This is a genomic window from Citrobacter sp. Marseille-Q6884 (genome assembly GCF_945906775.1).
Taxonomy (GTDB): Bacteria; Pseudomonadota; Gammaproteobacteria; order Enterobacterales; family Enterobacteriaceae; genus Citrobacter.
In genome coordinates this window covers 2559269-2584859 of record NZ_CAMDRE010000001.1, presented here as the reverse complement: position 1 = coordinate 2584859, position 25591 = coordinate 2559269, and the positions used below count along the sequence as shown (strand labels likewise).

Genomic DNA, 25591 nt, shown 5'->3' with positions numbered 1-25591 from the left:
AATCACGCGAACTCAGAACGTAAATTGGTTACCACTACGCGATCTTATTCATGTATATTTATGCAATCAGGCAGCATATTGCAAAAATAATCAGATCTGTATCAAAGTTATAACTTCAAGGAAACACGCTCACACAGTACGTTCATCCTGTCGTGAGACATTCACTTCGAGAATAGAATGAATAAACAAGCATCTCAGCCGCGCGCGATTTATTACGTCGTCGCGCTGCAAATTTGGGAATACTTCAGTTTTTATGGCATGCGTGCGCTGCTGATCCTGTATCTCACCAACCAGCTTAAGTACAGTGACGATCATGCGTATGAGCTGTTCAGCGCCTACTGCTCGCTGGTGTATGTCACCCCCATTTTGGGGGGATATCTGGCGGATAAGGTGCTTGGCAATCGTATGGCGGTAATGATTGGCGCATTTTTAATGGCAGTGGGGCATCTGGTGCTGGGTGCCAGTGAAATGGCGCCTGCTTTCCTCTATTTGTCGCTGGCGATTATCGTCTGCGGCTACGGTCTGTTTAAATCCAACATCAGTTGCCTGCTGGGCGAACTGTATAAACCCGAAGATCCGCGCCGCGACGGTGGGTTCTCCCTGCTCTATGCCGCGGGTAACATCGGTTCGATTATCGCCCCGATCGCGTGTGGCTATGTGCAGGAAGAATACAGCTGGGCCATGGGCTTCGCGCTGGCGGCGATTGGTATGCTGGCGGGGTTAGTGATTTTTCTCTGCGGGAACCGTCATTTCGCTCATACCACCGGTGTCAACAAAGCCGTCCTGTGCGCCAGAACATGTATTCTGCCAAACTGGGCATGGCTGCTGGTTCTGCTGGTAGCAACACCGCTGCTGATTACCGTTCTGTTCTGGAAAGAGTGGTCCGTTTACGCGCTGGTCGTCGCGACCCTCATTGGTCTGGCGGTTCTGGCAAAAATTTACCGCCAGGCGCAAACACAAAAACAACGCAAAGAACTGGGACTTATCGTCACCCTGACCTTCTTCAGTCTGTTGTTCTGGGCCTTTGCACAGCAGGGCGGCAGCTCAATAAGCCTCTATATCGACCGTTTCGTTAATCGCGACATTTTGGGTTATTCCGTTCCTACCGCGATGTTCCAGTCGGTCAATGCCTTCGCGGTTATGCTCTGTGGGATTGTACTGGCCTGGCTGGTGAAAGAGAGTGTGACGGGCAATCGTACCGTGCGCATCTGGGGTAAATTTGCCCTCGGTCTGGGGTTAATGAGCGCTGGTTTCTGCATTCTGACATTAAGCGCCCGCTGGTCAGCAGCGTATGGCCATTCCTCAATGCCGCTGATGGTATTAGGGCTGGCGGTAATGGGCTTTGCTGAACTGTTCATTGACCCGGTCGCGATGTCACAAATTACGCGTATTGAGATCCCAGGCGTCACCGGTGTATTAACCGGCATTTATATGCTGCTTTCCGGGGCGATTGCCAATTACCTTGCAGGTATCATTGCCGATCAGACATCACAAAGCGCATTTGATGCCTCCGGCGCCATCAACTATTCCATCAACGCATATATTGATGTTTTTAGCGAGATAACCTGGGGGGCACTGGCCTGCGTGGCACTGGTGCTGCTGATTTGGCTGTATCAGTCGCTTAAATTTAAAAGACGTGCGCTGGCAGTAGAGTCCTGAGTTTACAGGCCCGATGTTGTACTCCGACTCGGGTCTTTTTTATCAGGGAATTACGCATTTTCCGCTGCCAAATCCTCTTCAGACAGCCCTGTAACCAGCAACACCATTTCGCGATCTATTCCTTTTGCCAGCATGGTTTGCGCGATACGTAATGCGGCTTCGTATTGACCTTGCAGTAATCCTTGCTGTACCCCCTGTTGTAATCCTTGCTGCAAGCCCTCCTGTAATCCATCTAACCGTAACCGCTCTGCAATTGTCATCAGCGTCTCCTTGTGTTGGGGGATCCGGTGCGCCATCTCTTGCATAAATTCATTAAAGCGAGACTCATCGCCGGATTGCAGGATGTAATTAAACATCGCCTGTAGTTGTGTGTCATTAGCGCGTCCTGTAAGTAACAGCGTGGTCAGCTGTTCTACCAGTCCCATCAGATCCCGCTGACGGATATGCTTTTGCAGTAATTCCAGTACTGCCATACGCCTGTGAGACATAATTTCATCATCGGGTACAACAGTGATATCCACCAGCGGAAATGCACTGGCATAGAGTTGCCTTGCTGCCTCGGGATCAGTAAACGCATCCAGCCAACACAGTGAATAGGGGTACGGGCTGCGGCTGCCATGATAAAACAGCATGGGTATTACCAGCGGCAGTTCCTTATGCCCTGCGTCCAGATGCCGCTGCATGGCCGCCATTGCATAACGCAGCAGACGAAAAGCCATATGCGGATCGGCTGAACTCTGATGCTCTATAACGACATAGACATAACCGTCCCCGTCACGTGTGCGCAACGACCAAAGCACGTCGGAATAGCGGGAACGTAAATCCGCTTCAATAAAGCTCTCTGACTCCAGTTTCAGCGTATTTAAATTACATAACGTTCGCAGACAGGGCGGAAGATGAATCTCAAGGAAATCCCGCGCGGTTTCGGGATGGTGTAAAAATGTTTTGAATACCGCATCATGCGGTGTTGAAGTCGCGGGCGTTATCATCGTGTTCCGTCACCTGAAAAAGATGACGGGACTTTACTGCTCGGAAGCCACCCTTTGCATTCAGGAATTCACGGTCTTACGAACATGATTCAACGCTAAATGTGCGCATCTGCAACATGTTCATTTTACTGGAAAGCATTACGCAAAAATCCATCTCATCCTCAACCTTTACGCGCTGCCTCATAGGCCGCAAGCGTGGTTAACCTCGCCTGTTTATGATCGACAATCGGGCGTGGATAGTTGAGGGACACCTGCGTTTTTTCCGCCCAGCGCCACGGTTCGTGGATAGCATTTCCGGGGACGTCACGTAATTCCGGCACCCACTGGCGGATAAATTCACCGTCACGATCGAATTTTTCCCCCTGCGTCGTTGGGTTAAAAATACGGAAATAAGGTGCCGCATCGGTACCGGTTGACGCCGCCCACTGCCAGCCACCGTTGTTAGCCGCCAGGTCGCCATCGATCAGTTGTGACATGAAGTACTGCTCCCCTTTACGCCAGTCAATGAGCAAGTCTTTCACCAGAAAACTGGCGGTAATCATCCGTAAACGGTTATGCATCCATCCTGTGGCATTAAGCTGACGCATCGCGGCATCAACAATGGGATAGCCCGTCTTCCCCTGTTGCCATGCCTGAAAATGCACCGGGTTATCCTGCCACTGGACGCGATCGGTCCAGCGAATAAAGGGGCGATATCGGCACAACGACGGATGATATGTCATTAGATGGCGATAAAATTCGCGCCAGATAAGCTCATTTAGCCAGACACTTCCAGCCCCGCCTTCCAGCGCCTGCGGCTGTTCTGCTAACAGCCGGTTCAGACATTGACGTGGTGATAGTCCACCGGTTGCAAGGCTCGCAGATAAACGACTGGTGCCTTCGATGGCCGGATAATCCCGACGCTGTTCATACTCCCCCGCCGCCTGCTGGCAAAACTGGCGTAATTGCGCAATGACCAATTTTTCGTCTACCGGGAAAAGTGACGAATCAAAATCCTGCTGCGGATAGTTCAGCGTAATGATCGGTAACGGCGAAGAGAGTGCGCCACTTTCCCGTGTTTTGGGTGCCGCAACGCTCTCAGGGACAGCCTCTTTCAAGCGCTTCAGCCAGGCATTTTTAAACGGTGTGAAGACTTTATACATTTCATGATTGCCCGTCATGACTGCCCCCGGAGGCAGAATCACACTGTCATCAAAACCTTCGCATACCACGCCTTGTAATGACTTCTCCACCGTGGCATCCCGCTGTTGCTCGTTTATTTCGTACTGATAGTTATAAAACAACCGGTTGACGTCATACTGTTCACAGACGTTTTTTACTGTCTCCACGCTGGCCGCAAAATCAGCAACCTCGTGGAACAGCAGAGGAATGCCTTTTTCTGCCAGCACCGTTTGCAGCATATTCAGTTGGGCGTTAACAAACGCCGCCTGACGCGGGGCCATATCATGCGCTTTCCACTGTTCCGGTGTGGAGATGTATAACGCCAGCACCTGTGCAGAACTATCCCGGCAAGCCGCGGCAAGGGCAAAATTGTCGTATATGCGCAAGTCACGCCGAAACCAGACCAGATGAGTGGTCATAACTCTCCCAAATAATGATTAATTTTCGCAGCGCAAACGCAGAATTGCAGGCCAGAGTTCAAAGTAATGTTGCCCGGACAGCCAGGTGTTCGGGTGTTCTGCCATATAGTGTTTGAGGAGCATCAACGGTGCAAGCAGTGGTTGCACTTCACGTCGATAACTATCAATGACCGAGGTCAGCTCCTGGCGTTGCCGGAGAGTGAGTTGATTGCGGAAATAGCCCTGAACATGCATCAGCACATTGGTATGGTTACGCCGGGTCGCGTCATTAAACAGCAGATGAATCAGTCGTAAACGGTACTCGGTATAAAACGCCTCAAGACTTGCCCATTCATGGATCGCTGCAACAAAGGGGCCGAGTTCCCGATATTCTGGCTGGGAATGTGCCAGTAATACCAGCTTGTAACGGGTATGATAGTCAAGTAACGCACCGCGCGTTAATCCCCGCTGGCGTAAACGGTATAACTCATGCAACGCATAAATACGCACCAGTGTGCTTTCATCTGGCACAAATGAGTTTCGCGTGCGGATACCAACAGGAACTCTTTTGCTCATCACGACTCCTTATCCGTTTCATGGATAAGTGTAGACGTCAGGGCATAAAAAAAACCGCCACATTGCTGTTAGCGGTTTTCTTGAACAAGAACGATAACTTAGTAGAAATCGCAGGTGGCTTTTTCAGCCTGATCCATCCACACCGGTTTATCACTGGTTTTTGACCAGACGCGATGCAGGTAGCTGTAAAAACGGGCGCGATCTTTCCAGAACAGCATGACCGGCAGCGCCAGTACGCCTGCAACGACGGCAAAGGTACGGCGTAAGAAAACAATGTGTGCTGGATACTCTTTATAAACGTCCATAATCCTCTCCCATATGTCTGTTCGGTGAATGGCACCGGAAAATAAATTTGGTTAACTGATGAAAATAATACCGCCTTGTGTGTAATTTTGCTACTCATCCGACCACTTATTTTTATCTATTGATGCTTCGTTTACCTTAAAGCTGTAATTAAGTTACATAAAAGTTAAATTAATACTAATCATTAGTTAAATAATGGTCTTTGCCATTTTTATACTTTTTTTACACCCCGCCCGCGGATTTTTGCGAAATCTTTGCAACCAAAAAACTACGCTCTGGTTATCACATTAATGCCACTGGAGGTGCACTGTGAGTGCAGGCGTGATAACCGGCATTGTGCTGGTTTTTTTATTATTCGGTTATCTGGTGTATGCCCTGATTAATGCGGAGGCGTTCTGATGGCGGCACAAGGTTTTTTACTCATCGCCAGTTTTTTACTGATTCTGTTTGTCGTTGCCAGGCCGCTGGGCAGCGGATTAGCGCGACTGATCAATGATATCCCCTTGCCAGGACTGACGGGTATTGAGCGTTTACTCTGGCGTGGACTGGGCATTTCACAGCATGAAATGAACTGGAAACAGTATCTGCTGGCAATTCTTGCGCTCAATATATTGGGTCTGCTGCTGCTGTTTGCACTGCTGATGGCGCAAAACCTGCTGCCACTGAATCCTCAACAGTTACCGGGACTCTCCTGGCATCTCGCGCTGAACACCGCCGTAAGTTTTGTCACTAACACCAACTGGCAGTCTTACAGTGGTGAAACCACCCTGAGCTACTTCAGTCAGATGGTCGGGTTGACCGTGCAGAACTTCCTGTCAGCGGCCACCGGTATCGCGGTAATTTTTGCCTTGATCCGCGCTTTTACGCGCCAAACGATGAATACGTTGGGTAACGCCTGGGTGGATCTGGTGCGCATTACGCTATGGATATTACTGCCCATTGCTCTGCTCATCGCCCTGTTCTTTATTCAACAAGGCGCGCTGCAGAACGTTTTACCATACCCGACGATCACCACGTTTGAAGGGGTAAAACAGCTCCTGCCGATGGGGCCAGTCGCCTCACAGGAAGCCATTAAGATGCTCGGTACCAACGGTGGCGGGTTCTTTAATGCTAACTCATCACATCCGTTTGAAAACCCCACCGCACTGACCAACATGGTGCAGATGCTGGCCATATTCTTAATTCCCACCGCCCTGTGCTTTGCCTTTGGCGATGCCGTGGGCGATCGCCGACAGGGGCGGACACTGCTGTGGGCCATGTCACTGATTTTTATCGTCTGCGTGGCTGTTGTGATGTGGGCAGAAGTTCAGGGCAATGGCCATCTGATGATGTTTGGCGCAGACAGCAATATCAACATGGAAGGCAAAGAGAGCCGCTTTGGGGTTCTGGTCAGTAGCCTGTTTGCGGTCGTAACGACCGCGGCCTCCTGCGGAGCCGTTATCGCGATGCACGACTCCTTTACCGCACTGGGCGGAATGGTGCCGATGTGGCTGATGCAAATTGGCGAAGTGGTCTTCGGCGGTGTGGGCTCAGGTCTGTACGGCATGCTGCTGTTTGTGCTGCTGGCCGTATTTATTGCCGGACTGATGATTGGTCGTACCCCGGAATATCTGGGTAAAAAAATCGATGTGCGGGAAATGAAGATGACTGCGCTGGCGATCCTGGTCACCCCTGCGCTGGTCCTGCTCGGCACAGCGATTGCCATGATGAGTGAAGCCGGTCGCAGCGCCATGCTCAACCCGGGTCCGCATGGTTTTAGCGAAGTGCTGTACGCCGTCTCATCTGCTGCGAACAACAACGGTAGCGCTTTTGCCGGGTTAAGCGCCAACAGCCCTTTTTGGAACTGCCTGCTTGCCTTCTGCATGTTCTTCGGACGCTTCGGGGTCATTATTCCTGTGATGGCGATTGCGGGCTCGCTGGTCGGTAAAAAGAGCCAACCAGCCAGTCCCGGGACGCTTCCCACCCATGGTGCGCTGTTTGTCGGGCTGTTAATCGGTACGGTGTTACTGGTTGGCGCGCTCACCTTTATTCCTGCGCTGGCGCTTGGTCCGGTAGCAGAATATCTCTCCTTACGTTGAGACACTGTTATGAGTCGCAAACAACTGGCGCTGTTCGAACCCTCTCTGGTCGCTCAGGCGCTGATGGACGCAGTCAAAAAATTAAGTCCACATACTCAGTGGCGCAATCCGGTGATGTTTATCGTCTGGATTGGCAGTCTGTTAACCACGCTGATAACCGTGGCGATGGCAACCGGGCATATGGTTGGGAACCCCATGTTTACCGGCGCAATTAGTCTCTGGTTATGGGTGACCGTTCTGTTCGCCAATTTTGCAGAAGCGCTGGCAGAAGGACGGAGCAAAGCGCAGGCCAATAGCCTGAAAGGGGTGAAAAAAACGGCTTTCGCGCGCAAATTACGTGAACCCAAATACGGCGCGCAAATGGATCATGTTCCTGCAAACGAACTGCGTAAAGGGGATGTGGTACTGGTAGAAGCAGGCGATATTATCCCTTGTGACGGCGAAGTCATCGAAGGTGGCGCATCGGTGGACGAAAGCGCCATAACCGGTGAATCCGCCCCGGTTATTCGTGAGTCAGGTGGCGATTTCGCATCGGTCACCGGGGGAACGCGCATTCTTTCCGACTGGCTGGTTATCGAATGCAGCGTAAATCCCGGCGAAACGTTCCTTGACCGGATGATTGCCATGGTCGAAGGTGCGCAGCGTCGCAAAACGCCAAATGAAATCGCCCTGACTATCCTGCTGATTGCCCTGACCATCGTCTTTTTACTGGCAACCGCCACACTGTGGCCATTCACCGCCTGGGGTGGCAGCGCCGTCAGCGTGACGGTACTGGTTGCCCTGCTGGTGTGTCTGATCCCTACGACGATTGGCGGACTGCTCTCCGCAATTGGCGTTGCCGGGATGAGCCGGATGCTGGGCGCTAACATCATCGCCACCAGCGGCCGAGCAGTTGAAGCCGCTGGCGATGTAGACGTACTGCTGCTGGATAAAACCGGGACCATTACGCTGGGTAACCGCCAGGCTTCGGATTTTATTCCTGCCCAGGGCGTGGATGAAAAAACGCTGGCCGACGCCGCGCAACTTTCATCACTGGCGGATGAAACGCCGGAAGGTCGCAGCATTGTGGTATTGGCAAAACAGCGCTTTGACCTGCGGATACGCAACGTGCAATCGCTGCACGCCACCTTTGTGCCGTTTACCGCACAAAGCCGAATGAGCGGCATCAATATTGATAATCGCATGATCCGCAAAGGTTCTGTGGACGCTATTCGTCGCCACGTCGAAGCTAACGGCGGGCACTTCCCTGCTGATGTGGAACAGAAGGTAGAAAACGTTGCGCGTCTTGGTGCGACGCCGCTGGTAGTGGCTGAAGGCTCGCGAGTGCTGGGCGTGATTGCCCTGAAAGATATCGTGAAAGGCGGGATCAAGGAACGTTTTGCTCAGTTACGCAAAATGGGCATCAAAACAGTGATGATCACCGGGGACAACCGGTTAACCGCCGCGGCAATTGCCGCCGAAGCCGGGGTGGATGACTTTTTAGCCGAAGCCACACCGGAGGCCAAACTGGCGCTGATCCGTCAGTATCAGGCGGAAGGTCGTCTGGTGGCAATGACCGGTGACGGGACCAACGATGCCCCCGCGCTGGCACAGGCCGACGTGGCAGTGGCCATGAACTCCGGGACGCAGGCGGCGAAGGAAGCGGGCAACATGGTCGATCTCGACTCCAACCCCACCAAGCTGATTGAAGTGGTGCATATTGGCAAGCAGATGCTGATGACGCGCGGCTCGTTAACCACCTTCAGTATTGCGAACGACGTAGCGAAATATTTTGCCATTATTCCAGCCGCGTTCGCTGCAACCTACCCGCAGCTCAACGCGCTCAACGTGATGCACCTGCACTCACCGGACTCGGCGATCCTCAGCGCCGTTATCTTCAATGCGCTGATTATCGTCTTTCTGATCCCACTGGCGCTAAAGGGCGTGAGCTACCGCCCCTTATCGGCATCCGCCATGCTGCGCCGCAATTTGTGGATTTACGGTCTGGGTGGTCTGGTTGTTCCGTTTATCGGTATCAAAGTGATTGATTTACTGCTGACCCTGCTGGGTCTGGTGTGAGGTTTCAGATGAGTGGATTACGTCCTGCACTTTCAACATTACTTTTCCTGACGCTTATCACCGGTGGGGTTTATCCGCTGCTGACGACCGCTCTGGGGCAATGGTGGTTTCCCCACCAGGCCAACGGTTCGCTGATCCGCGACGGTCAGGTGATTCGCGGTTCTGAACTCATCGGGCAGAACTTTACCGCGGCCGGGTATTTTCAGGGACGTCCGTCAGCGACGGCGGAAATGCCCTATAATCCAATGGCTTCTGGTGGCAGCAATCTGGCCGCCAGCAACCCGGAGCTGGATAAGCAACTGCAAAGTCGTATTGCCGCGCTACGGGCAGCCAACCCACAGGCCAGCCCTTCCGTACCGGTAGAGCTGGTCACCGCGTCTGCCAGCGGACTGGATAATAATCTGACGCCAGAGGCCGTGGCATGGCAAATTCCGCGCGTGGCGAAAGCCCGTAACCTCGGCATTGAAGAGGTCACGCAGTTGGTTGCACAATACACGCAAAAGCCACTGGTCGGCTTTATCGGCCAGCCGGTGGTGAACCTGGTGGAACTTAATTTAGCGCTGGATAAGCGCTGAGAAAAAGGTCATGACAGAAGAACCCTTACGCCCGGATCCGGATCGCTTACTGGAACAAACTACCGCCCCACACCGGGGTAAACTGAAAATTTTCTTCGGTGCCTGCGCGGGGGTAGGAAAAACCTGGGCCATGCTGGCGGAGGCGCAGCGGCTTCGGGCGCAAGGGCTGGATGTATTAATCGGCGTGGTAGAAACGCACGGGCGCAAAGAGACCGCCGCGCTGCTGGACGGTCTCGCCGTACTGCCGCTGAAACGTCAGGCGCACCGTGGGCGGCACATCAGCGAGTTCGATCTTGATGCTGCCCTCGCCCGCCGTCCGGCACTGATTTTAATGGACGAACTGGCGCACAGTAATGCGCCAGGCTCACGCCATCCCCGTCGCTGGCAGGATATCGAAGAGCTGCTGGAAGCGGGCATTGATGTTTTTACCACCGTCAACGTTCAACATCTGGAAAGTCTGAACGATGTAGTCAGCGGCGTGACCGGTATCCAGGTCCGCGAAACCGTCCCCGATCCGTTTTTCGATGCCGCAGACGATGTGGTGCTGGTCGATCTCCCCCCTGACGATCTGCGCCAGCGTCTGAACGAGGGCAAAGTCTATATCGCTGGCCAGGCTGAGCGCGCGATCGAACATTTCTTTCGTAAAGGTAATTTGATTGCACTGCGCGAGCTGGCGCTGCGCCGTACCGCCGACCGGGTGGATGAGCAGATGCGTGCCTGGCGGGGACATCCGGGAGAAGAAAAAGTCTGGCATACCCGTGATGCCATTTTGCTGTGTATTGGACACAATACCGGGAGTGAAAAGCTGGTACGTGCAGCCGCGCGCCTGGCTGCCCGCCTCGGCAGCGTCTGGCATGCCGTGTATGTGGAAACCCCGGCACTGCATCGACTGCCCGAAAAACAGCGACGCGCCATTCTCGGCGCTCTGCGACTTGCCCAGGAACTGGGCGCAGAAACCGCCACGCTGTCCGATCCCGCAGAAGACAAAGCGATCGTACGCTATGCCCGGGAACATAATCTGGGAAAAATTGTGCTGGGGCGTCCGACAACGCGACGCTGGTGGCGCAGTGATTCCTTTGCCGACAGGCTGGCTCACCGCGCCCCGGATCTTGACCTGATGATCGTCGCGCTGGATGAGCCGCCGTCACGTTCTACGCTTCAGGCGACGGATACTCGCACATTTAAAGATAAATGGCGGGTACAAATTCAGGGATGTCTTGTCGCGGCCGCACTGTGTGCCCTCATCACGCTGATTGCCATGCAGTGGCTGGTTGCGTTTGATGCCGCCAACCTGGTGATGCTCTATTTGTTGGGCGTGGTCATTATTGCCTTGTTTTACGGGCGCTGGCCGTCGGTGGTAGCCACCTTTATTAACACCGCCAGTTTCGATCTCTTCTTTATTGCCCCACGGGGGACGCTCGCTGTTTCAGACGTACAGTATCTGCTCACGTTCGCCGTGATGTTAACCGTGGGTCTGGTTATCGGGAATCTGACAGCGGGCGTACGTTATCAGGCGAGAGTTGCACGTTACCGCGAGCAACGTACGCGTCATCTGTACGAGATGTCTAAAGCCCTGGCCGTGGGGCGTAGCCAAACCGATATCGCCGCCACCAGCGAACAGTTTATTGCCTCAACGTTTCAGGCTCGCAGCCAGGTTTTACTGCCCGATGAGAACGGTAAACTGGCCCCCCTGACACATCCACAAGGCATGACGCCGTGGGATGATGCCATCGCCCAGTGGAGCTTTGATAAGGGACAACCCGCCGGCGCAGGCACGGATACCTTGCCGGGTGTGCCGTATCAGATCCTTCCCTTAAAAAGTGCCGATAAAACGCAAGGACTGTTGGTCGTTGAGCCAGGGAACCTTCGCCAGCTGATGATCCCGGAACAACAGCGCCTGCTGGAAACCTTTACTCTGCTGGTGGCCAGCGCCCTTGAACGCCTGACGCTCACCGCCAGTGAGGAGCAGGCGCGCTTTGCCAGCGAACGAGAGAGTATCCGCAACGCCCTGCTTGCCGCGCTGTCTCACGATTTACGCACGCCGCTGACGGTGCTGTTCGGGCAGGCAGAAATTCTAACGTTGGATCTGGCAAGTGAGGGGTCAGCCCATGCCCGTCAGGCCAGCGAAATTCGCCAGCACGTTCTGAATACCACCCGGCTGGTAAATAATTTGCTGGATATGGCGCGAATTCAGTCCGGCGGCTTTAATCTTAAGAAAGAGTGGTTAACTCTGGAAGAGGTCGTTGGCAGCGCCCTGCAAATGCTGGAACCCGGATTAGCGGCTCCGATTAATCTGTCGCTTCCCGAGCCGTTGACGCTGATCCACGTTGATGGCCCACTGTTCGAACGGGTGCTGATTAATTTGCTGGAAAACGCCGTCAAATACGCAGGTCCGCAGGCACGAATCGGTATTGATGCGAAGGTCGAAGGTGAGCATCTGCTACTCGACGTCTGGGATAACGGTCCGGGTATTTCATCAGGCCTGGAACAACAAATCTTCGACAAGTTTTCCAGAGGAAACAAAGAGTCATCTGTACCCGGCGTTGGGCTGGGGCTGGCCATTTGTCAGGCCATTGTGGAGGTGCATGGCGGGACTATTACTGCCCACAATCGACCACAGGGCGGCGCGTGTTTCCGTGTTACACTGCCACAAGAATTGCCCCCTGAACTTGAAGAATTTCATGAGGATATGTGACAAACGTACTGATTGTTGAAGATGAACAGGCTATTCGTCGCTTTCTGCGCAGCGCGCTGGAAGGCGACGGGCTGCGCGTTTACGAAGCAGAGACGCTCCAACGCGGTCTGCTGGAAGCCGCCACGCGAAAACCCGACCTCATCATTCTCGATCTCGGCCTGCCAGACGGTGACGGTACGGATTTTATTCGCGACCTGCGACAATGGAGTGCAATCCCGGTGATTGTGCTTTCGGCTCGCAGCGAGGAGAGCGATAAAATCGCTGCGCTGGATGCGGGCGCAGATGACTATCTCAGTAAGCCGTTTGGTATTGGCGAGTTGCAGGCACGTTTGCGCGTGGCATTACGCCGGCATGCCAGCGGTCCCTCCCCTGAACCCGTTGTGCATTTTTCCGATGTGAAAGTGGATATTGCGGCGCGTCTGGTTCACCGAGGTGAAGAAGAAATTCATCTGACGCCGATTGAGTTTCGCCTGTTGGTGGTACTTCTCAACAATGCCGGAAAGGTACTGACCCAACGCCAGTTACTGAATCAGGTATGGGGACCAAACGCCGTCGAACACAGCCATTACCTGCGAATTTATATGGGACACCTGCGCCAGAAACTGGAACTGGATCCGGCCCGCCCACGTCACTTTATTACCGAGACCGGAATTGGGTATCGGTTTATGCCTTAAAAGGACGTTAAAAAAAAGCCGGATAAGCGTTTACACGTTATCCGGCGGAGTAAGTCTTTATTGTTTCATTGCCGGATAACGACGCGAACGGTTTATCCGGCCTACGGTTTACGCGTTTTTCAGCACTTCGCTGACAATTTCAACCGCTTCTTTTTCGATCTGCTTACGATGTTCTTCACCGAGGAAACTCTCGCAGTAGATCTTGTAGGCGTCTTCAGTACCTGACGGACGCGCGGCAAACCAACCGTTGTCGGTCATGACTTTCAGGCCACCAATCGATGCACCGTTTCCTGGCGCAGCAGTCAGACGCGCAGTGATCGGGTCACCCGCCAGGGTGCTGGCGCTGACCATCTCCGGGGAGAGTTTGGACAATGCCGCTTTCTGCGCGGAGGTCGCGCTAGCCTGTAAACGGTTATAGCTCGGCGCGCCGAAACGTGCGGCCAGCTCATTGTAGTGCTCTTGCGGGTTCTTACCTGTTACGGCAGTAATTTCCGCCGCCAGCAGGCACATGATGATCCCGTCTTTATCGGTAGACCACGGCGTGCCGTCGAAACGCAGGAACGATGCGCCCGCGCTCTCTTCACCGCCGAAGCCAAAGCTGCCGTCGAACAGGCCGTCAACGAACCATTTAAAGCCCACCGGCACTTCAACCAGCTTACGGCCCAAATCATTCACCACACGGTCAATCATCGCGGAAGAAACCAGCGTTTTCCCCACGGCAACATCTTTACCCCATTGCGGGCGATGCTGGAACAGGTAGTTGATCGCTACCGCCAGATAGTGGTTCGGATTCATCAACCCAGCCGGCGTCACAATACCGTGACGGTCATAGTCCGGGTCATTCGCGAAGGCCAGATCGAACTTATCACGCAGCGCCAGCAGACCTGCCATCGCACACTCGGAGGAGCAGTCCATACGGATCGCGCCGTCTTTATCGAGATGCATGAAGCGGAATGTCTGATCAACCTGATCGTTAACAATCGTCAGGTTCAGTTTGTAGTGCTCGGCAATGCGTTTCCAGTATTCGATACCGGAACCGCCCAGCGGATCAACACCCAGCGTCAGACCCGCTTTTTGAATCGCGGCCATATCAACGATATCAGCCAGCCCTTCAACAAACGGCTGAACCAGGTCTTGCTCTTTCACGTGACCCGACGCCAGCGCCGCATCCAGTGAAATACGCTTCACGCCCTTCAGGTCTGCGGCCAACAGCGCGTTCGCTCTGTCTTCCACAACTTTAGTAACGTTGGTATCCGCTGGACCACCGTTTGGCGGGTTGTATTTAATCCCACCATCTTCCGGCGGGTTGTGGGACGGCGTGATCACGATACCGTCAGCCAGCGGACCGCCTTTTTTGTTGTGGACCAGGATTGCGTTAGACACGGCAGGCGTTGGCGTGAAGCCGTTATTTTCCTGCACAATAACATCAACACCGTTCGCCGCCAGCACTTCCAGCACAGAGATAAATGCCGGTTCAGACAGCGCATGGGTGTCCTTGCCCACATAGCAAGGGCCGGTAATACCGTTTTTCGCACGTTCTTCAGCAATCGCCTGAGCGATAGCCAGAATATGCGGCTCGTTAAAACTGTGACGGCCTGCGCTGCCGCGATGTCCGGACGTTCCGAACTTAACGGCGTGCTCCGCATTCCCTGCTGTAGGTTTCAGTACATAGTACTGTGCCGTCAGTTGGGCGACGTTAATCAAATCACTCTGTTGCGCCGGTTGACCTGCGCGGTTGTGGATTGCCATTGCCTGGTCCTTCTAATGCAAGGATTAAATTGTTCCGCAAACCTTTTCAATCAGTTCCGCCGGGAACTGCATTGACTGCATGATGTGTTCAACCATGCTGCATTTACGGCCGGTATTCGTGTTGGTGATCACCCAATACGGCGTGCCTGGCACGTGTTTCGGCTTGGTTTGATTACCATTTTTCAGCAGCGTCTGTTCATCCGCTGCAAAATAGACGCGCGTGCGGCCATGCAACGATTCCGTTGCTTCGGCAAACGCGTGTTGATCCAGTGAATAGAGTGTAGACAGCACCAGCATAAAGCGATTCACTGCTTTTTTCTGTTCCGCATATTCATCGGAAAGCAGCAGTTCACGCATAGCGCGTACTTTGTCTTTAACAGGGTTGACCGGCTTGGCTTCCACAACAGGTTGCACGGCGCGGACTTCTTTTACCACCGGGGTGGCTGTCTGTGATGCGGCGGAAAATTTCAACATACGCCGTAAAATGTCGGATGCGCTCTCGCCGATATGCTTGGTGTGGCTGGCAATATAGCTATAGAGTTCATCATCAACTTCAATCGTTTTCATCTTAATCCAGTGCGGTGTCTTGGCTGAATACAAGTTGCTGGGATCAGTGTAAAGGCAAATCCCAACAGCGGATAGCGTCGAGCCTGTTGGCCTGCAAAACTCGGAGTAAACCGTAGTTGTTGCAGCCGTGTGGCAGAATGGTCAACATGATACCCTAACCCGATAGCGTGAAAAAAAGAACTTTGCCATGAAATTGAATATCCGAGCGCAATCTGCGCAAAACCTGCACAATAATTCTCCCATCGTCCTGGTTCACGGCCTGTTTGGTAGCCTGGACAACCTGGGCATACTGGCGCGCGATCTGGTCGTCGATCACGATATCATCCAGGTTGATATGCGAAATCATGGTCTCTCGCCCCGTTCTTCGGAGATGAATTACCCGGCCATGGCGCAAGATCTGCTGGATACGCTGGATGCGCAGAACATCGAAAAAGCCACTTTTATTGGTCACTCGATGGGCGGCAAAGCCGTTATGGCGTTAACCGCGCTGGCGCCGGAACGTATTGATCAACTGGTCGCTATCGATATTGCGCCGGTTGACTATCAGGTCCGCCGCCACGATGAGATCTTCGTGGCGATTAATGCCGTGACGGATGCACAAGCCACGTCGCGCCAGCAAGCGGCAAGCGTGATGCGCCAACATCTGAAAGAAGAAGGCGTGATCCAGTTCCTGTTGAAATCCTTTGTTGACGGTGAATGGCGCTTTAATGTCCCGGTTCTGTGGGAGCAGTATCCCCATATTGTGGGCTGGGAAACGATACCCGCATGGGATCACCCGGCACTGTTTATCCCCGGCGGAAACTCGCCTTACGTGACTGAAGCGTACCGTGCCCCCTTGCTGGCGCAATTCCCACAGGCACGAGCACATGTTATTGCCGGCGCAGGCCATTGGGTGCATGCAGAAAAACCGGAGGCGGTATTACGCGCAATACGTCGTTATCTTGCGGATAAGGCCAACTGATTAAAAACTCAGCGTCCGCGCGCGATTACGTGCGTGGGCGTTGGCGCGCCTCCCCTGCTGATGTATGATGGCGCGCTATCCATCCGGGCAGACGCCTGGCTGATTGTTTCCCCGAAGTCACCAAGATCATGGCCAAAGAACAAACGGACCGTACGACATTAGATCTGTTCGCGCAGGAGCGTCGCCCGGGACGACCCAAAACCAATCCGCTCTCGCGTGATGAACAGTTACGTATTAACAAACGTAATCAGCTTAAACGTGACAAAGTTCGCGGGCTTAAGCGTGTCGAACTGAAGCTGAACGCTGACGCCGTTGACGCTTTGAATCATCTGGCAGACGCGCGCAACATGAGTCGCAGTGAACTCATCGAAGAGATGCTGATGAACCAACTCAGCACATTGCGTGGTCAGGCATAGTCTGAATTTCTGCTTAAAATCATAAATCATGTAGCACAGTGTGCAGTCCGGCGTGTTTGCTGTTTCCGCATGCCAGCCTGTTCTGCTATGATTGCCCGTATCCGTGGGCATTGCGCCACCACCATTTCAATAAGTTTCAAGAGGTTATTTTACTCATGGCAATCACTGGCATCTTTTTCGGCAGCGACACCGGTAATACCGAAAACATCGCAAAAATGATTCAAAAACAGCTTGGTAAAGACGTTGCCGATGTACATGACATTGCAAAAAGCAGCAAAGAAGACCTGGAAGGGTATGACATTCTGCTGCTCGGCATCCCAACCTGGTACTACGGTGAAGCGCAGTGTGACTGGGATGACTTCTTCCCGACTCTCGAAGACATTGATTTCAACGGTAAGCTGGTTGCGCTGTTTGGCTGCGGCGACCAGGAAGACTACGCAGAATATTTCTGCGATGCGTTAGGCACTATTCGCGACATTATTGAACCGCGCGGCGCAACCATCGTCGGTCACTGGCCAACGGCGGGTTATCACTTTGAAGCGTCCAAAGGTTTGGCGGATGACGACCACTTTGTTGGTCTGGCTATCGACGAAGATCGCCAGCCTGAACTGACTGCAGAACGCGTCGAAAAATGGGTTAAACAGATTTCTGCTGAACTGCATCTCGACGAAATCCTGAACGCCTGATTTGATGCGGCGCAGAAACTCATCTGCGCCGCATCAATAGATAAAACCAATCAAAATAATTGCTACAAATTTGTAACTTTTTCGCCTGACCCTGTACAATGGCTGGATGCCAATGGGGTATTGCACAGTGTGTTTGTAGGCGATACCACGTTTTGATTAACAATATTTGCCAGAGACTTGCAGTTTTCATTTAGGCATGGCAGTTCTATAATGATACGCATTATCTCAAGTGCAATTTCTGTCACTTCTTTTAATGAAGTGAACCGTTTAGCTACAGGACAGATTCCGCATGACTGACAACAATACCGCATTAAAGAAGGCTGGCCTGAAAGTAACGCTTCCTCGTTTAAAAATTCTGGAAGTTCTTCAGGAACCGGATAACCATCACGTCAGTGCGGAAGACTTATACAAACGCCTGATCGATATGGGTGAAGAAATTGGTCTGGCGACCGTGTACCGTGTGCTGAACCAATTTGATGATGCCGGTATCGTGACCCGCCATAATTTTGAAGGTGGTAAATCCGTCTTCGAACTGACTCAGCAACATCATCACGATCACCTGATCTGCCTCGACTGTGGCAAAGTGGTCGAATTCAGTGATGATTCTATCGAAGCGCGCCAGCGTGAAATCGCAGCGAAACATGGTATTCGCTTAACCAACCATAGCCTCTATCTTTACGGACACTGTGCTGAAGGTGATTGCCGCGAAGATGAGCATGCGCACGACGCAAAATAATGTGATGTATTCAGAAAGGCCAACCCTCCGGTTGGCTTTTTTTATGCGCATAAAAAAAGACCCGCTGTCACACGAGTCTTTTTAAGCGATCAATCGACGAGCCTTATTGAGCCGCGTTCTTGCTGCGAATTTCCTGCCAGACTTTGTCACAGTCAGCCGTGACAGCCTGATCGTTGCCCGTACGCGTCGCCTGAATACACTGCTGGTAATCCAGTACGCGGACACTTTCTTCGTTAGCAAATTGCTGGTGCTGCTTTTCTTTCTTCAGCACGTTCAACACACTCTGACAGGCCTCGATTTTCTCCGGCGAACCCTGTGCGGTATTAATACAGGCACTGTAGGCTTCTTTAAGACGGCTATCTTCTTTCGGCGCCGTGGATTGCGCACACGCCACAAGACCTGATGCCATCACGGCGATGAGTAGCAGTTTTTTCATTGAACAGTCCTCAACGATGCGGCAGGCACCCGGCCTGCCGCGATTGGCATTAGAAGATAGTGAACGGCGCGATAACGATGAACTTCACGTCACGCTCATCCTGGAAGATGTTGCCGTAACCACCGCCCCAGCTCGGAATATCTGAATGGTTGTCGTACTGTGTGAAGTGCAGTTTAAACATAGTGCCCTTCGCACGACCGTCCTGCAGGGTGTAGACCGCATCCAGGCTGTAAGAGGACTCTTCGATGGTACGGTTTTTGTCGTAATAGGCGTCCGGGTTGAGCTGCCAGGTCGATGGCTTAGCATCCCATGCGTAAACGTAAGAAGCACCCACTGCCCAGCCAGGCAGGTTCCAGTTCTTCAGGTCATACATTGCGCCGAAGAAGACCGCTTTTTCACCGTTGGCGTTGAAGTCAGAACGGTTATCCCACCACACGTCCAGACGACCGTTTGAAGACGCATACGTCGGCGTCATACGCTGCAGGAAGTAGCCCTGTTGCCCGTCTGCTTTAACCCAGGTACCTTCCAGACGCAGGTCAACCACTTCCGCCACTTTGTAGCCGAAGGTCAACGCCTGCAACCAGGCCGTACCGTCATAAATATTGTTGACGGTGCGGTCATCAACTTTGTCACGCGCGCCGTAGAACTGATAGCTGGTGGTAAACGGGTTACCGCCTAAATCAAATTTGTAGCTGGCTTTTGCGAAGTACTGATCAACATAACCTTCAGACTGACCAAAGGCCGCTTCCAGCAACAGGTTATTTTTGAAGTCATATTTCGCGCCGATGGAGTGGAGGTAATCCACGCTGGTCTTTTTATCTGCCTGATAGAATTTATCGACTTCAGTGTGCCATGGCGCTTTATATTCGTTGGCCCACATATAGGAGAAGCTCAGCGCACCAGCATCACCATAGTCGAAGTTAGCACCGGCTTCAGCACCCTGATAAGTACCTGGCATAAAGCTCCAGTGTGGAGCCAGCAGAGTCTGCCCGGTAGGTTGAATATAACCGGCGCGCGCCCAGGTTGGGCCATATTTAAATTTTGCCGCCGCTTTATAAAGGCTTATCCCGCTCTTATCGCCGGAGTAATCTTCGTCATAGCCTTTATTTTTTGAAGAGAATGCGATTTCGTTTGGATGACCGCTTTCGCTACTTTCGTTCATTTCAATCGCGGTAAATGCTGCGATATCAAGACCAAACATATCAGCCGCATAGCCGGACTGGAAGTCGAGATTCGCGTTCCAGGTCGAGTGAGAAAGGTTGGTTTTGTATTTGTCATGATCGGTCACATCTTTACGGTCACGCTCACGCTGCCAGTAATAGATGCCGCCGGTTAATGTAGAATCGTCGATAAAGCCTTCGGCTTGCGCCTGTGGTACTACGACTAAGCCTGACATTGCTGTGATACCGGCGATAGCCAGCGCCAGCGTACTACGTTTGCCACTGAACGTACGCATATGTTAATCCTCTTTGACGTATAAATTGCTGTTACCAAAGGAAAACAGCGAAAAAAATAAAAATGAAAAAGTAGCGTTGAGAAAAACCTCGCTGACTACAATGAATAGACTATTTTTCGCGACGCGAATTATCAATCTCTTTCTGTAACGAGAATGTAAGAGTATGAGCAACCGCACATATTTCATTGCTTTCTGTTACATTTGCAATCCGTGCTAAAAAAGCGTTGAAAAATTACAAAAATGGCTTGTTTTCCATAAAGATGAAATCGGTTTCATTTCAAACCCGTTCATCGTGCAAGATTATTATTTTAAAATCTGCATGTTGGTAAACGTGACGGAATAACAATTAATTCGCTCTGCAAACAGAGCCAGTTGAGAAAGACGGGATAAAAAAAACGCCGCAGAATGCGGCGTTAGAAAGGCTGTGTTGCGGCTTATTCGCCCACTTTCGCCCACGTATCACGCAGGCCAACGGTACGGTTGAATACCAGCTTGTCAGCCGTTGCATAGCGGCTGTCGAGGCAGAAGTAACCTTCACGTTCGAACTGGAACGCTTTGCCAGCCACGGCAGACTGCAGTGACGGTTCACCGTAACCCTGGCGAATCACCAGAGATTCAGGGTTGATGACGGACAGGAAATCGTCTGCCGCACCCGGATTGGGTACACTGAACAGACGGTCATACAGACGGATTTCAATCGGCAGCGCATGAGCCGCGCTCACCCAGTGAATAACGCCTTTAACTTTACGACCATCGGCCGGATCTTTGCTTAACGTATCGGCATCGTAGGTGCAGAAAATAGTGGTGATATTACCCTCTGCATCTTTCTCTACACGCTCAGCTTTGATCACGTAAGCATTACGCAGGCGCACTTCTTTGCCCATCACCAGACGCTTGTACTGTTTGTTCGCTTCTTCGCGGAAGTCTGCGCGATCGATCCAGATTTCACCGCTGAACGGCACTTCACGGCTGCCCATTTCCGGTTTGTTCGGGTGATTAGGCATGGTGACCCGTTCGCTTTCACCCTGCGGGTAATTTTCGATAACCAGTTTCACCGGATCGATAACCGCCATCGCACGTGGCGCGTTTTCGTTCAGATCTTCACGAATGCAGGATTCCAGTGAAGCGATCTCAATGGTGTTGTCCTGCTTGGTCACGCCGATGCGTTTGCAGAACTCACGGATAGCGGCTGCCGTGTAACCACGACGACGCAGGCCCGAGATGGTCGGCATACGCGGATCATCCCAGCCTTCAACGTGCTTGTCAGTGACCAGCAGATTCAGCTTACGTTTGGACATCACCGTGTATTCGAGATTCAGACGCGAAAATTCGTACTGACGCGGGTGAACCGGAATCGTGATGTTGTCCAGCACCCAATCGTATAGGCGACGGTTGTCCTGGAATTCCAGCGTGCACAGTGAATGCGTAATGCCTTCCAGCGCATCGCTGATGCAGTGGGTGAAGTCGTACATCGGGTAGATGCACCACTTGTTACCGGTCTGATGGTGTTCAGCAAATTTGATGCGGTACAGCACCGGATCGCGCATGACGATAAACGGTGAAGCCATGTCGATTTTCGCACGCAGGCAGGCTTTACCTTCTTCAAAGCCACCGGCACGCATTTTTTCGAACAGTGCAAGGTTCTCTTCGACACTACGATCGCGGAACGGACTGTTTTTGCCTGGCTGAGTCAGCGTACCGCGATATTCACGGATTTCGTCAGCAGACAATTCATCGACGTATGCCAGACCTTTGTTGATGAGCTCAACCGCATAAGCATGCAGTTGGTCGAAGTAATCCGAAGAGTAGCGAATGTCACCAGTCCAGTGAAAACCTAACCATTCAACGTCGTTTTTAATCGACTCAACGTACTCGATATCTTCTTTTACCGGGTTCGTATCATCAAAACGCAGGTTGCACTGGCCCTGGTAATCTTGCGCAATACCAAAGTTCAGACAAATGGATTTCGCGTGGCCAATGTGCAGATAGCCATTTGGCTCCGGCGGAAAACGGGTATGGATAGTGGTGTGCTTACCACTGGCCAGATCTTCATCGATGATCTGACGAATAAAGTTACTCGGGCGGGCTTCAGCCTCACTCATCGTGGATTCCTCAAAGCGTAAACAACGTATAACGGCGTATGATCTTATAAGCCGGACAGACTGACAACCTTTAGTTACGCAAAATACGTATCAGACAGAGATTATGTGGGCAATTGCTGCAAAAAAAAGCGGCAGAGGTTTCCCTCTGCCGCTTTATGTTGTCGGATGGCGCTTAACGCCTTATCCGCTTACAGGCATTTATTTGCCTTTAATTTCATACAGTGGTGTTTGACCGGCAACCACATGACCTTCGGCTTTAATGACCAGACCACCGAAATCATCGCTGTTGCTGCAAACTACCGGGCTAATCATGGAACGTGCGTTGGCGTTCAGGTACTCCAGGTCCATTTCCAGAATCGGTTGGCCTGCTGTAACTTCCGCGCCTTCTTCAACCAGACGCTTAAAGCCTTTACCTTCCAGCGCGACGGTATCGATGCCCATATGGACCACGATTTCCGCGCCTTTCACGGTTTCCAGGCAGAACGCATGGTTAGTGTTGAAGATTTTCACGATAGTCCCCGCTGCCGGGGAAACAACGATTTTATCCGTTGGTTTCACCGCCACACCGTCACCGACCGCTTTGCTGGCGAACGCTTCGTCAGGAACCTGCTCCAGCGCAACCACGTCACCGGTAATCGGAGAAACCAGCGCTTCAACAGTCGCCGCATTTGCTACTGCCTGCGGTTTTGACACCGGAGCCGCCGCTGCTGGCGCGCTTTCCGTTGATGCCGCTGCAACCGGACCACGAGCCACAACTTTCTTCATTTCGTCGCCGATAGATTCGGCTTTCGCACCCACGATGACCTGAATAGTTTGCTTGTTCAGCTTAACGACTCCAGATGCACCTAAACGTTTACACATCGCATCGTTTACGCGACCAGAGTCGGCAACGGTCAGACGCAGACGAGTGATACAGGCATCAATCGCTTTCAGGTTATCAGTACCGCCAACCGCTGCAATGTAGTTGGTTGCCAGTTGCGCCAAACCTTCTTCAGTGTTGCTGTTGGCTTCTTCAGTCACGATATCGTCGTCTTTATCTTCGCGGCCCGGCGTTTTCAGGTTAAACATACGAATAACCGCGCTGAACAACACAAAGTAGATAACGAAGAAGACCAGACCCATCACCACCAGCATCCAGACGTTCTGGCTTGCTGCCGGCAGGTTGTACATCAACACGTAGTCGATAGCACCTGCGGAGAAGGAGAAGCCTGCATGGATACCCAGCAGTGTTGCAACGAACAGGCTGATACCCGTTAACAGTGCGTGCAGGAGGTACAGCAGTGGAGCCAGGAACATGAACAGGAATTCCAGCGGCTCAGTAACACCGGTCAGGAACGCCGTGATCGCAACGGACAGCAGCATACCGCCAACCATCGGACGACGAGCTTTCGGAGCGGCGAAGTACATCGCCAGCGCTGCACCCGGCAGACCAAACATCATGATCGGGAAGAAGCCAGACATGAACATACCCGCAGTGCCGTCACCCGCGTAGAAGCGGTTGATGTCACCGTGGAATACGGTACCTGCAGCGTTAGTGAATTCACCAATCTGGAACCAGGCGATGGTGTTCAGAACCTGATGCAGACCGGTTGGGATCAGCAGACGGTTGATGAAACCAAAGATACCGGAACCCAACGCGCCAGCGCCTACGATCCACTCACCACCCGCATGGATGGCGTTCTGCACCGGCGGCCACACGTAGCCGAAGATAGCAGCCAGCACCAGGCAGAAGAAGCCAGTGGCGATCGGCACGAAGCGTTTGCCGCCGAAGAAGCTCAGGAAGTCAGGCAGTTTGATACCAGACCAACGGTTGTACACGGCACCGCCGACCAGACCGGTGATGATACCTGCCAGCACACCCATATTGATCGCTGGGTTAATGGTCACCATTGCTTTGGTCAATATGAAATAACCGACTGCACCCGCCAGGGCGGCCGCACCTGCGCTGTCTTTAGACCAGCTGGATGCCACACCGATAGCAAAAATCAGAGCGAGGTTATCAAAAATGGCCCCACCCGCTTGCGCGATAAAGGCTACGTTAAGCAGATCTGGTTGGCCGAATCGCAGCAACAGTGCCGCGACTGGCAGCACAGCGATGGGGAGCTGTAACGCCCTACCCAGTCGCTGGAAAAAACCTAAAATATTCATTTTATTCCCCCTACGAGACCCCGATTAGGCTTCTTTGAAGCCATATTTTTATTGTGCGACCATTTCTAACAACAACAGATTCTGGAACAACGACATTAACCATTCATCTACTTTCAGAGTGTGTGAAAAATTAATTCGTATCGCAAATTAAAAGCATGTTTTTTGTGATTCCAATCACCAAATATCGTTATTAACCCTCCCTTCCACTGGCTAAGTACGAAAACTTATTTTATCATTCAAAAAATCGAAACGGATTGATCCTTACCGATGCAAAACCAGGTTACGCTTAAGACTGCACAGCGACTCAATCCGCCAATGGCTTACATATACTTTTGAGGTGAAGAATGAGACTGATCCCCCTGAATACCGCTGAACAAGTCGGCAAATGGGCTGCTCGCCATATCGTTAACCGTATTAACGCATTCAAACCAACGGCAGATCGTCCGTTTGTTCTTGGCCTGCCAACCGGCGGTACGCCTCTGACAGCCTATAAAGCATTAGTCGAAATGCACAAAGCGGGCCAGGTTAGCTTTAAACATGTTGTGACGTTTAATATGGACGAATATGTTGGCCTTCCAAAAGAACACCCGGAAAGCTACCATAGCTTCATGCATCGCAATTTCTTTGATCACGTTGATATTCCAGCAGAAAACATCAATCTCCTCAATGGTAACGCGCCGGATATCGATGCAGAATGCCGTCAGTATGAAGAAAAAATCCGTTCTTACGGTAAAATCCACCTGTTTATGGGTGGCGTAGGTAACGACGGACACATCGCGTTCAACGAACCTGCCTCTTCTCTGGCTTCCCGTACTCGTATCAAAACGCTGACTCATGACACCCGTGTCGCTAACTCACGTTTCTTTGATGGCGACGTAAGCCAGGTGCCTAAATACGCGCTGACCGTAGGCGTGGGTACGCTGCTGGATGCTGAAGAAGTGATGATCCTGGTTCTGGGTCACCAGAAAGCACAGGCGCTGCAAGCTGCCGTTGAAGGTAACGTTAACCACATGTGGACTATCAGCTGCCTGCAGCTGCATCCGAAAGCTGTCGTGGTCTGCGATGAACCTTCCACAATGGAACTGAAAGTTAAGACGCTGAAATACTTTAACGAGTTAGAAGCGGAAAATATTAAAGGTCTGTAATGATGTCTCCGCTCTGCCGAATC

General features: G+C 52.3%; 23 protein-coding genes. 13 read left to right on the top strand and 10 right to left on the bottom strand.

Annotation, left to right across the window (positions count from 1 at the left end; all coding sequences use genetic code 11):
- Window positions 1–177 precede the first annotated feature (177 nt).
- Window positions 178–1659: an MFS transporter gene (locus N7268_RS12155; protein WP_260863119.1), complete on the top strand. Its 1482-nt coding sequence runs from the start codon at window positions 178–180 to the stop codon at window positions 1657–1659.
- Window positions 1660–1709: 50 nt separating this feature from the next.
- On the opposite strand, the gene N7268_RS12150 is transcribed toward N7268_RS12155, so the two are convergent.
- From N7268_RS12150 to N7268_RS12135, 4 genes are all read right to left on the bottom strand, one after another.
- Window positions 1710–2648: an Rpn family recombination-promoting nuclease/putative transposase gene (locus tag N7268_RS12150; RefSeq protein WP_260863118.1), complete on the bottom strand. Its 939-nt coding sequence runs from the start codon at window positions 2646–2648 to the stop codon at window positions 1710–1712.
- 161 nt (window positions 2649–2809) lie between these two features.
- Window positions 2810–4228 carry a deoxyribodipyrimidine photo-lyase gene (phrB, locus tag N7268_RS12145; protein WP_260863117.1) on the bottom strand — a complete coding sequence of 473 codons (1419 nt, stop codon included), beginning with the start codon at window positions 4226–4228 and terminating at the stop codon, window positions 2810–2812.
- 18 nt (window positions 4229–4246) lie between these two features.
- Entirely contained in the window at window positions 4247–4783 is a 537-nt protein-coding gene (locus tag N7268_RS12140; RefSeq protein WP_260863116.1) for a DUF1722 domain-containing protein, read from the bottom strand.
- Window positions 4784–4881: 98 nt separating this feature from the next.
- On the bottom strand, window positions 4882–5088 hold the full coding sequence (locus N7268_RS12135) for a YbfA family protein (RefSeq protein ID WP_198904917.1): 207 nt from the start codon (window positions 5086–5088) through the stop codon (window positions 4882–4884).
- Window positions 5089–5395: 307 nt separating this feature from the next.
- Here N7268_RS12135 and kdpF point away from each other — a divergent pair, with 307 nt between their 5' ends.
- Genes kdpF through kdpE form a run of 6 tightly spaced genes read left to right on the top strand, consistent with a single transcriptional unit; the run spans window position 5396 to window position 13166 of the window.
- Window positions 5396–5485 carry a K(+)-transporting ATPase subunit F gene (gene kdpF / locus N7268_RS12130; RefSeq protein ID WP_260863115.1) on the top strand — a complete coding sequence of 30 codons (90 nt, stop codon included), beginning with the start codon at window positions 5396–5398 and terminating at the stop codon, window positions 5483–5485.
- On the top strand, window positions 5485–7164 hold the full coding sequence (kdpA, locus tag N7268_RS12125; RefSeq protein WP_260863114.1) for a potassium-transporting ATPase subunit KdpA: 1680 nt from the start codon (window positions 5485–5487) through the stop codon (window positions 7162–7164). Before kdpF ends, kdpA begins: the two co-directional genes overlap by 1 nt.
- 9 nt (window positions 7165–7173) lie before the next feature.
- Window positions 7174–9222, top strand: coding sequence for a potassium-transporting ATPase subunit KdpB (kdpB, locus tag N7268_RS12120; RefSeq protein WP_260863113.1), 2049 nt, complete (start codon window positions 7174–7176; stop codon window positions 9220–9222).
- 8 nt (window positions 9223–9230) lie between these two features.
- The gene (gene kdpC, locus N7268_RS12115; protein WP_260863112.1) at window positions 9231–9797 is read left to right on the top strand and encodes a potassium-transporting ATPase subunit KdpC; all 567 of its coding nucleotides are present in this window, start codon (window positions 9231–9233) and stop codon (window positions 9795–9797) included.
- Between the two features lie 10 nt (window positions 9798–9807).
- Window positions 9808–12492, top strand: a complete 2685-nt coding sequence (kdpD, locus tag N7268_RS12110; RefSeq protein ID WP_260863111.1) for a two-component system sensor histidine kinase KdpD — start codon at window positions 9808–9810, stop codon at window positions 12490–12492.
- On the top strand, window positions 12489–13166 hold the full coding sequence (kdpE, locus tag N7268_RS12105) for a two-component system response regulator KdpE (protein WP_260863110.1): 678 nt from the start codon (window positions 12489–12491) through the stop codon (window positions 13164–13166). Before kdpD ends, kdpE begins: the two co-directional genes overlap by 4 nt.
- A gap of 108 nt (window positions 13167–13274) precedes the next feature.
- On the opposite strand, the gene pgm is transcribed toward kdpE, so the two are convergent.
- Window positions 13275–14915, bottom strand: a complete 1641-nt coding sequence (pgm, locus tag N7268_RS12100; RefSeq protein WP_198904925.1) for a phosphoglucomutase (alpha-D-glucose-1,6-bisphosphate-dependent) — start codon at window positions 14913–14915, stop codon at window positions 13275–13277.
- Between the two features lie 24 nt (window positions 14916–14939).
- Window positions 14940–15482 carry a replication initiation negative regulator SeqA gene (gene seqA / locus N7268_RS12095; protein WP_198904926.1) on the bottom strand — a complete coding sequence of 181 codons (543 nt, stop codon included), beginning with the start codon at window positions 15480–15482 and terminating at the stop codon, window positions 14940–14942.
- Between the two features lie 187 nt (window positions 15483–15669).
- Here seqA and ybfF point away from each other — a divergent pair, with 187 nt between their 5' ends.
- From ybfF to fur, 5 genes are all read left to right on the top strand, one after another.
- Window positions 15670–16443 (top strand): esterase, encoded by a 774-nt coding sequence (gene ybfF, locus N7268_RS12090; protein ID WP_260863109.1) that lies wholly within the window; start codon window positions 15670–15672, stop codon window positions 16441–16443.
- Between the two features lie 128 nt (window positions 16444–16571).
- On the top strand, window positions 16572–16859 hold the full coding sequence (ybfE, locus tag N7268_RS12085; protein WP_198904928.1) for a LexA regulated protein: 288 nt from the start codon (window positions 16572–16574) through the stop codon (window positions 16857–16859).
- 155 nt (window positions 16860–17014) lie between these two features.
- Window positions 17015–17545 carry a flavodoxin FldA gene (fldA, locus tag N7268_RS12080; protein ID WP_198904929.1) on the top strand — a complete coding sequence of 177 codons (531 nt, stop codon included), beginning with the start codon at window positions 17015–17017 and terminating at the stop codon, window positions 17543–17545.
- Between the two features lie 210 nt (window positions 17546–17755).
- Window positions 17756–17842, top strand: coding sequence for a ryhB-regulated fur leader peptide (locus N7268_RS12075; RefSeq protein WP_115259075.1), 87 nt, complete (start codon window positions 17756–17758; stop codon window positions 17840–17842).
- Window positions 17835–18281 (top strand): ferric iron uptake transcriptional regulator, encoded by a 447-nt coding sequence (fur, locus tag N7268_RS12070; RefSeq protein ID WP_045441068.1) that lies wholly within the window; start codon window positions 17835–17837, stop codon window positions 18279–18281. Before N7268_RS12075 ends, fur begins: the two co-directional genes overlap by 8 nt.
- Window positions 18282–18384: 103 nt before the next feature.
- On the opposite strand, the gene chiQ is transcribed toward fur, so the two are convergent.
- From chiQ to nagE, 4 genes are all read right to left on the bottom strand, one after another.
- Window positions 18385–18717, bottom strand: coding sequence for a ChiQ/YbfN family lipoprotein (gene chiQ, locus N7268_RS12065; RefSeq protein WP_260863108.1), 333 nt, complete (start codon window positions 18715–18717; stop codon window positions 18385–18387).
- 49 nt (window positions 18718–18766) lie between these two features.
- Window positions 18767–20173, bottom strand: coding sequence for a chitoporin ChiP (chiP, locus tag N7268_RS12060; protein WP_260863107.1), 1407 nt, complete (start codon window positions 20171–20173; stop codon window positions 18767–18769).
- Between the two features lie 434 nt (window positions 20174–20607).
- Window positions 20608–22275 (bottom strand): glutamine--tRNA ligase, encoded by a 1668-nt coding sequence (gene glnS, locus N7268_RS12055; RefSeq protein ID WP_198904937.1) that lies wholly within the window; start codon window positions 22273–22275, stop codon window positions 20608–20610.
- A 198-nt stretch (window positions 22276–22473) separates the two neighbouring features.
- Window positions 22474–24423, bottom strand: a complete 1950-nt coding sequence (gene nagE, locus N7268_RS12050) for a PTS N-acetyl glucosamine transporter subunit IIABC (RefSeq protein WP_260863106.1) — start codon at window positions 24421–24423, stop codon at window positions 22474–22476.
- Between the two features lie 344 nt (window positions 24424–24767).
- On the opposite strand from nagE, the gene nagB reads away from it, so the two are divergent.
- A complete protein-coding gene (gene nagB, locus N7268_RS12045) occupies window positions 24768–25568 on the top strand; it encodes a glucosamine-6-phosphate deaminase (protein WP_003022803.1) in 801 nt (266 codons plus the stop codon).
- The last annotated feature ends 23 nt before the right edge of the window (window positions 25569–25591 follow it).

Coding starts and splice junctions, on each gene's coding strand:
- N7268_RS12155 (WP_260863119.1), top strand. CDS start 178: ATGAATAAACAAGCATCTCAGCCGCGCGCGATTTATTACGTCGTCGCG.
- N7268_RS12150 (WP_260863118.1), bottom strand. CDS start 2,648: ATGATAACGCCCGCGACTTCAACACCGCATGATGCGGTATTCAAAACA.
- phrB (WP_260863117.1), bottom strand. CDS start 4,228: ATGACCACTCATCTGGTCTGGTTTCGGCGTGACTTGCGCATATACGAC.
- N7268_RS12140 (WP_260863116.1), bottom strand. CDS start 4,783: ATGAGCAAAAGAGTTCCTGTTGGTATCCGCACGCGAAACTCATTTGTG.
- N7268_RS12135 (WP_198904917.1), bottom strand. CDS start 5,088: ATGGACGTTTATAAAGAGTATCCAGCACACATTGTTTTCTTACGCCGT.
- kdpA (WP_260863114.1), top strand. CDS start 5,485: ATGGCGGCACAAGGTTTTTTACTCATCGCCAGTTTTTTACTGATTCTG.
- kdpB (WP_260863113.1), top strand. CDS start 7,174: ATGAGTCGCAAACAACTGGCGCTGTTCGAACCCTCTCTGGTCGCTCAG.
- kdpC (WP_260863112.1), top strand. CDS start 9,231: ATGAGTGGATTACGTCCTGCACTTTCAACATTACTTTTCCTGACGCTT.
- kdpD (WP_260863111.1), top strand. CDS start 9,808: ATGACAGAAGAACCCTTACGCCCGGATCCGGATCGCTTACTGGAACAA.
- pgm (WP_198904925.1), bottom strand. CDS start 14,915: ATGGCAATCCACAACCGCGCAGGTCAACCGGCGCAACAGAGTGATTTG.
- seqA (WP_198904926.1), bottom strand. CDS start 15,482: ATGAAAACGATTGAAGTTGATGATGAACTCTATAGCTATATTGCCAGC.
- ybfF (WP_260863109.1), top strand. CDS start 15,670: ATGAAATTGAATATCCGAGCGCAATCTGCGCAAAACCTGCACAATAAT.
- ybfE (WP_198904928.1), top strand. CDS start 16,572: ATGGCCAAAGAACAAACGGACCGTACGACATTAGATCTGTTCGCGCAG.
- fldA (WP_198904929.1), top strand. CDS start 17,015: ATGGCAATCACTGGCATCTTTTTCGGCAGCGACACCGGTAATACCGAA.
- N7268_RS12075 (WP_115259075.1), top strand. CDS start 17,756: ATGATACGCATTATCTCAAGTGCAATTTCTGTCACTTCTTTTAATGAA.
- fur (WP_045441068.1), top strand. CDS start 17,835: ATGACTGACAACAATACCGCATTAAAGAAGGCTGGCCTGAAAGTAACG.
- chiQ (WP_260863108.1), bottom strand. CDS start 18,717: ATGAAAAAACTGCTACTCATCGCCGTGATGGCATCAGGTCTTGTGGCG.
- chiP (WP_260863107.1), bottom strand. CDS start 20,173: ATGCGTACGTTCAGTGGCAAACGTAGTACGCTGGCGCTGGCTATCGCC.
- glnS (WP_198904937.1), bottom strand. CDS start 22,275: ATGAGTGAGGCTGAAGCCCGCCCGAGTAACTTTATTCGTCAGATCATC.
- nagE (WP_260863106.1), bottom strand. CDS start 24,423: ATGAATATTTTAGGTTTTTTCCAGCGACTGGGTAGGGCGTTACAGCTC.
- nagB (WP_003022803.1), top strand. CDS start 24,768: ATGAGACTGATCCCCCTGAATACCGCTGAACAAGTCGGCAAATGGGCT.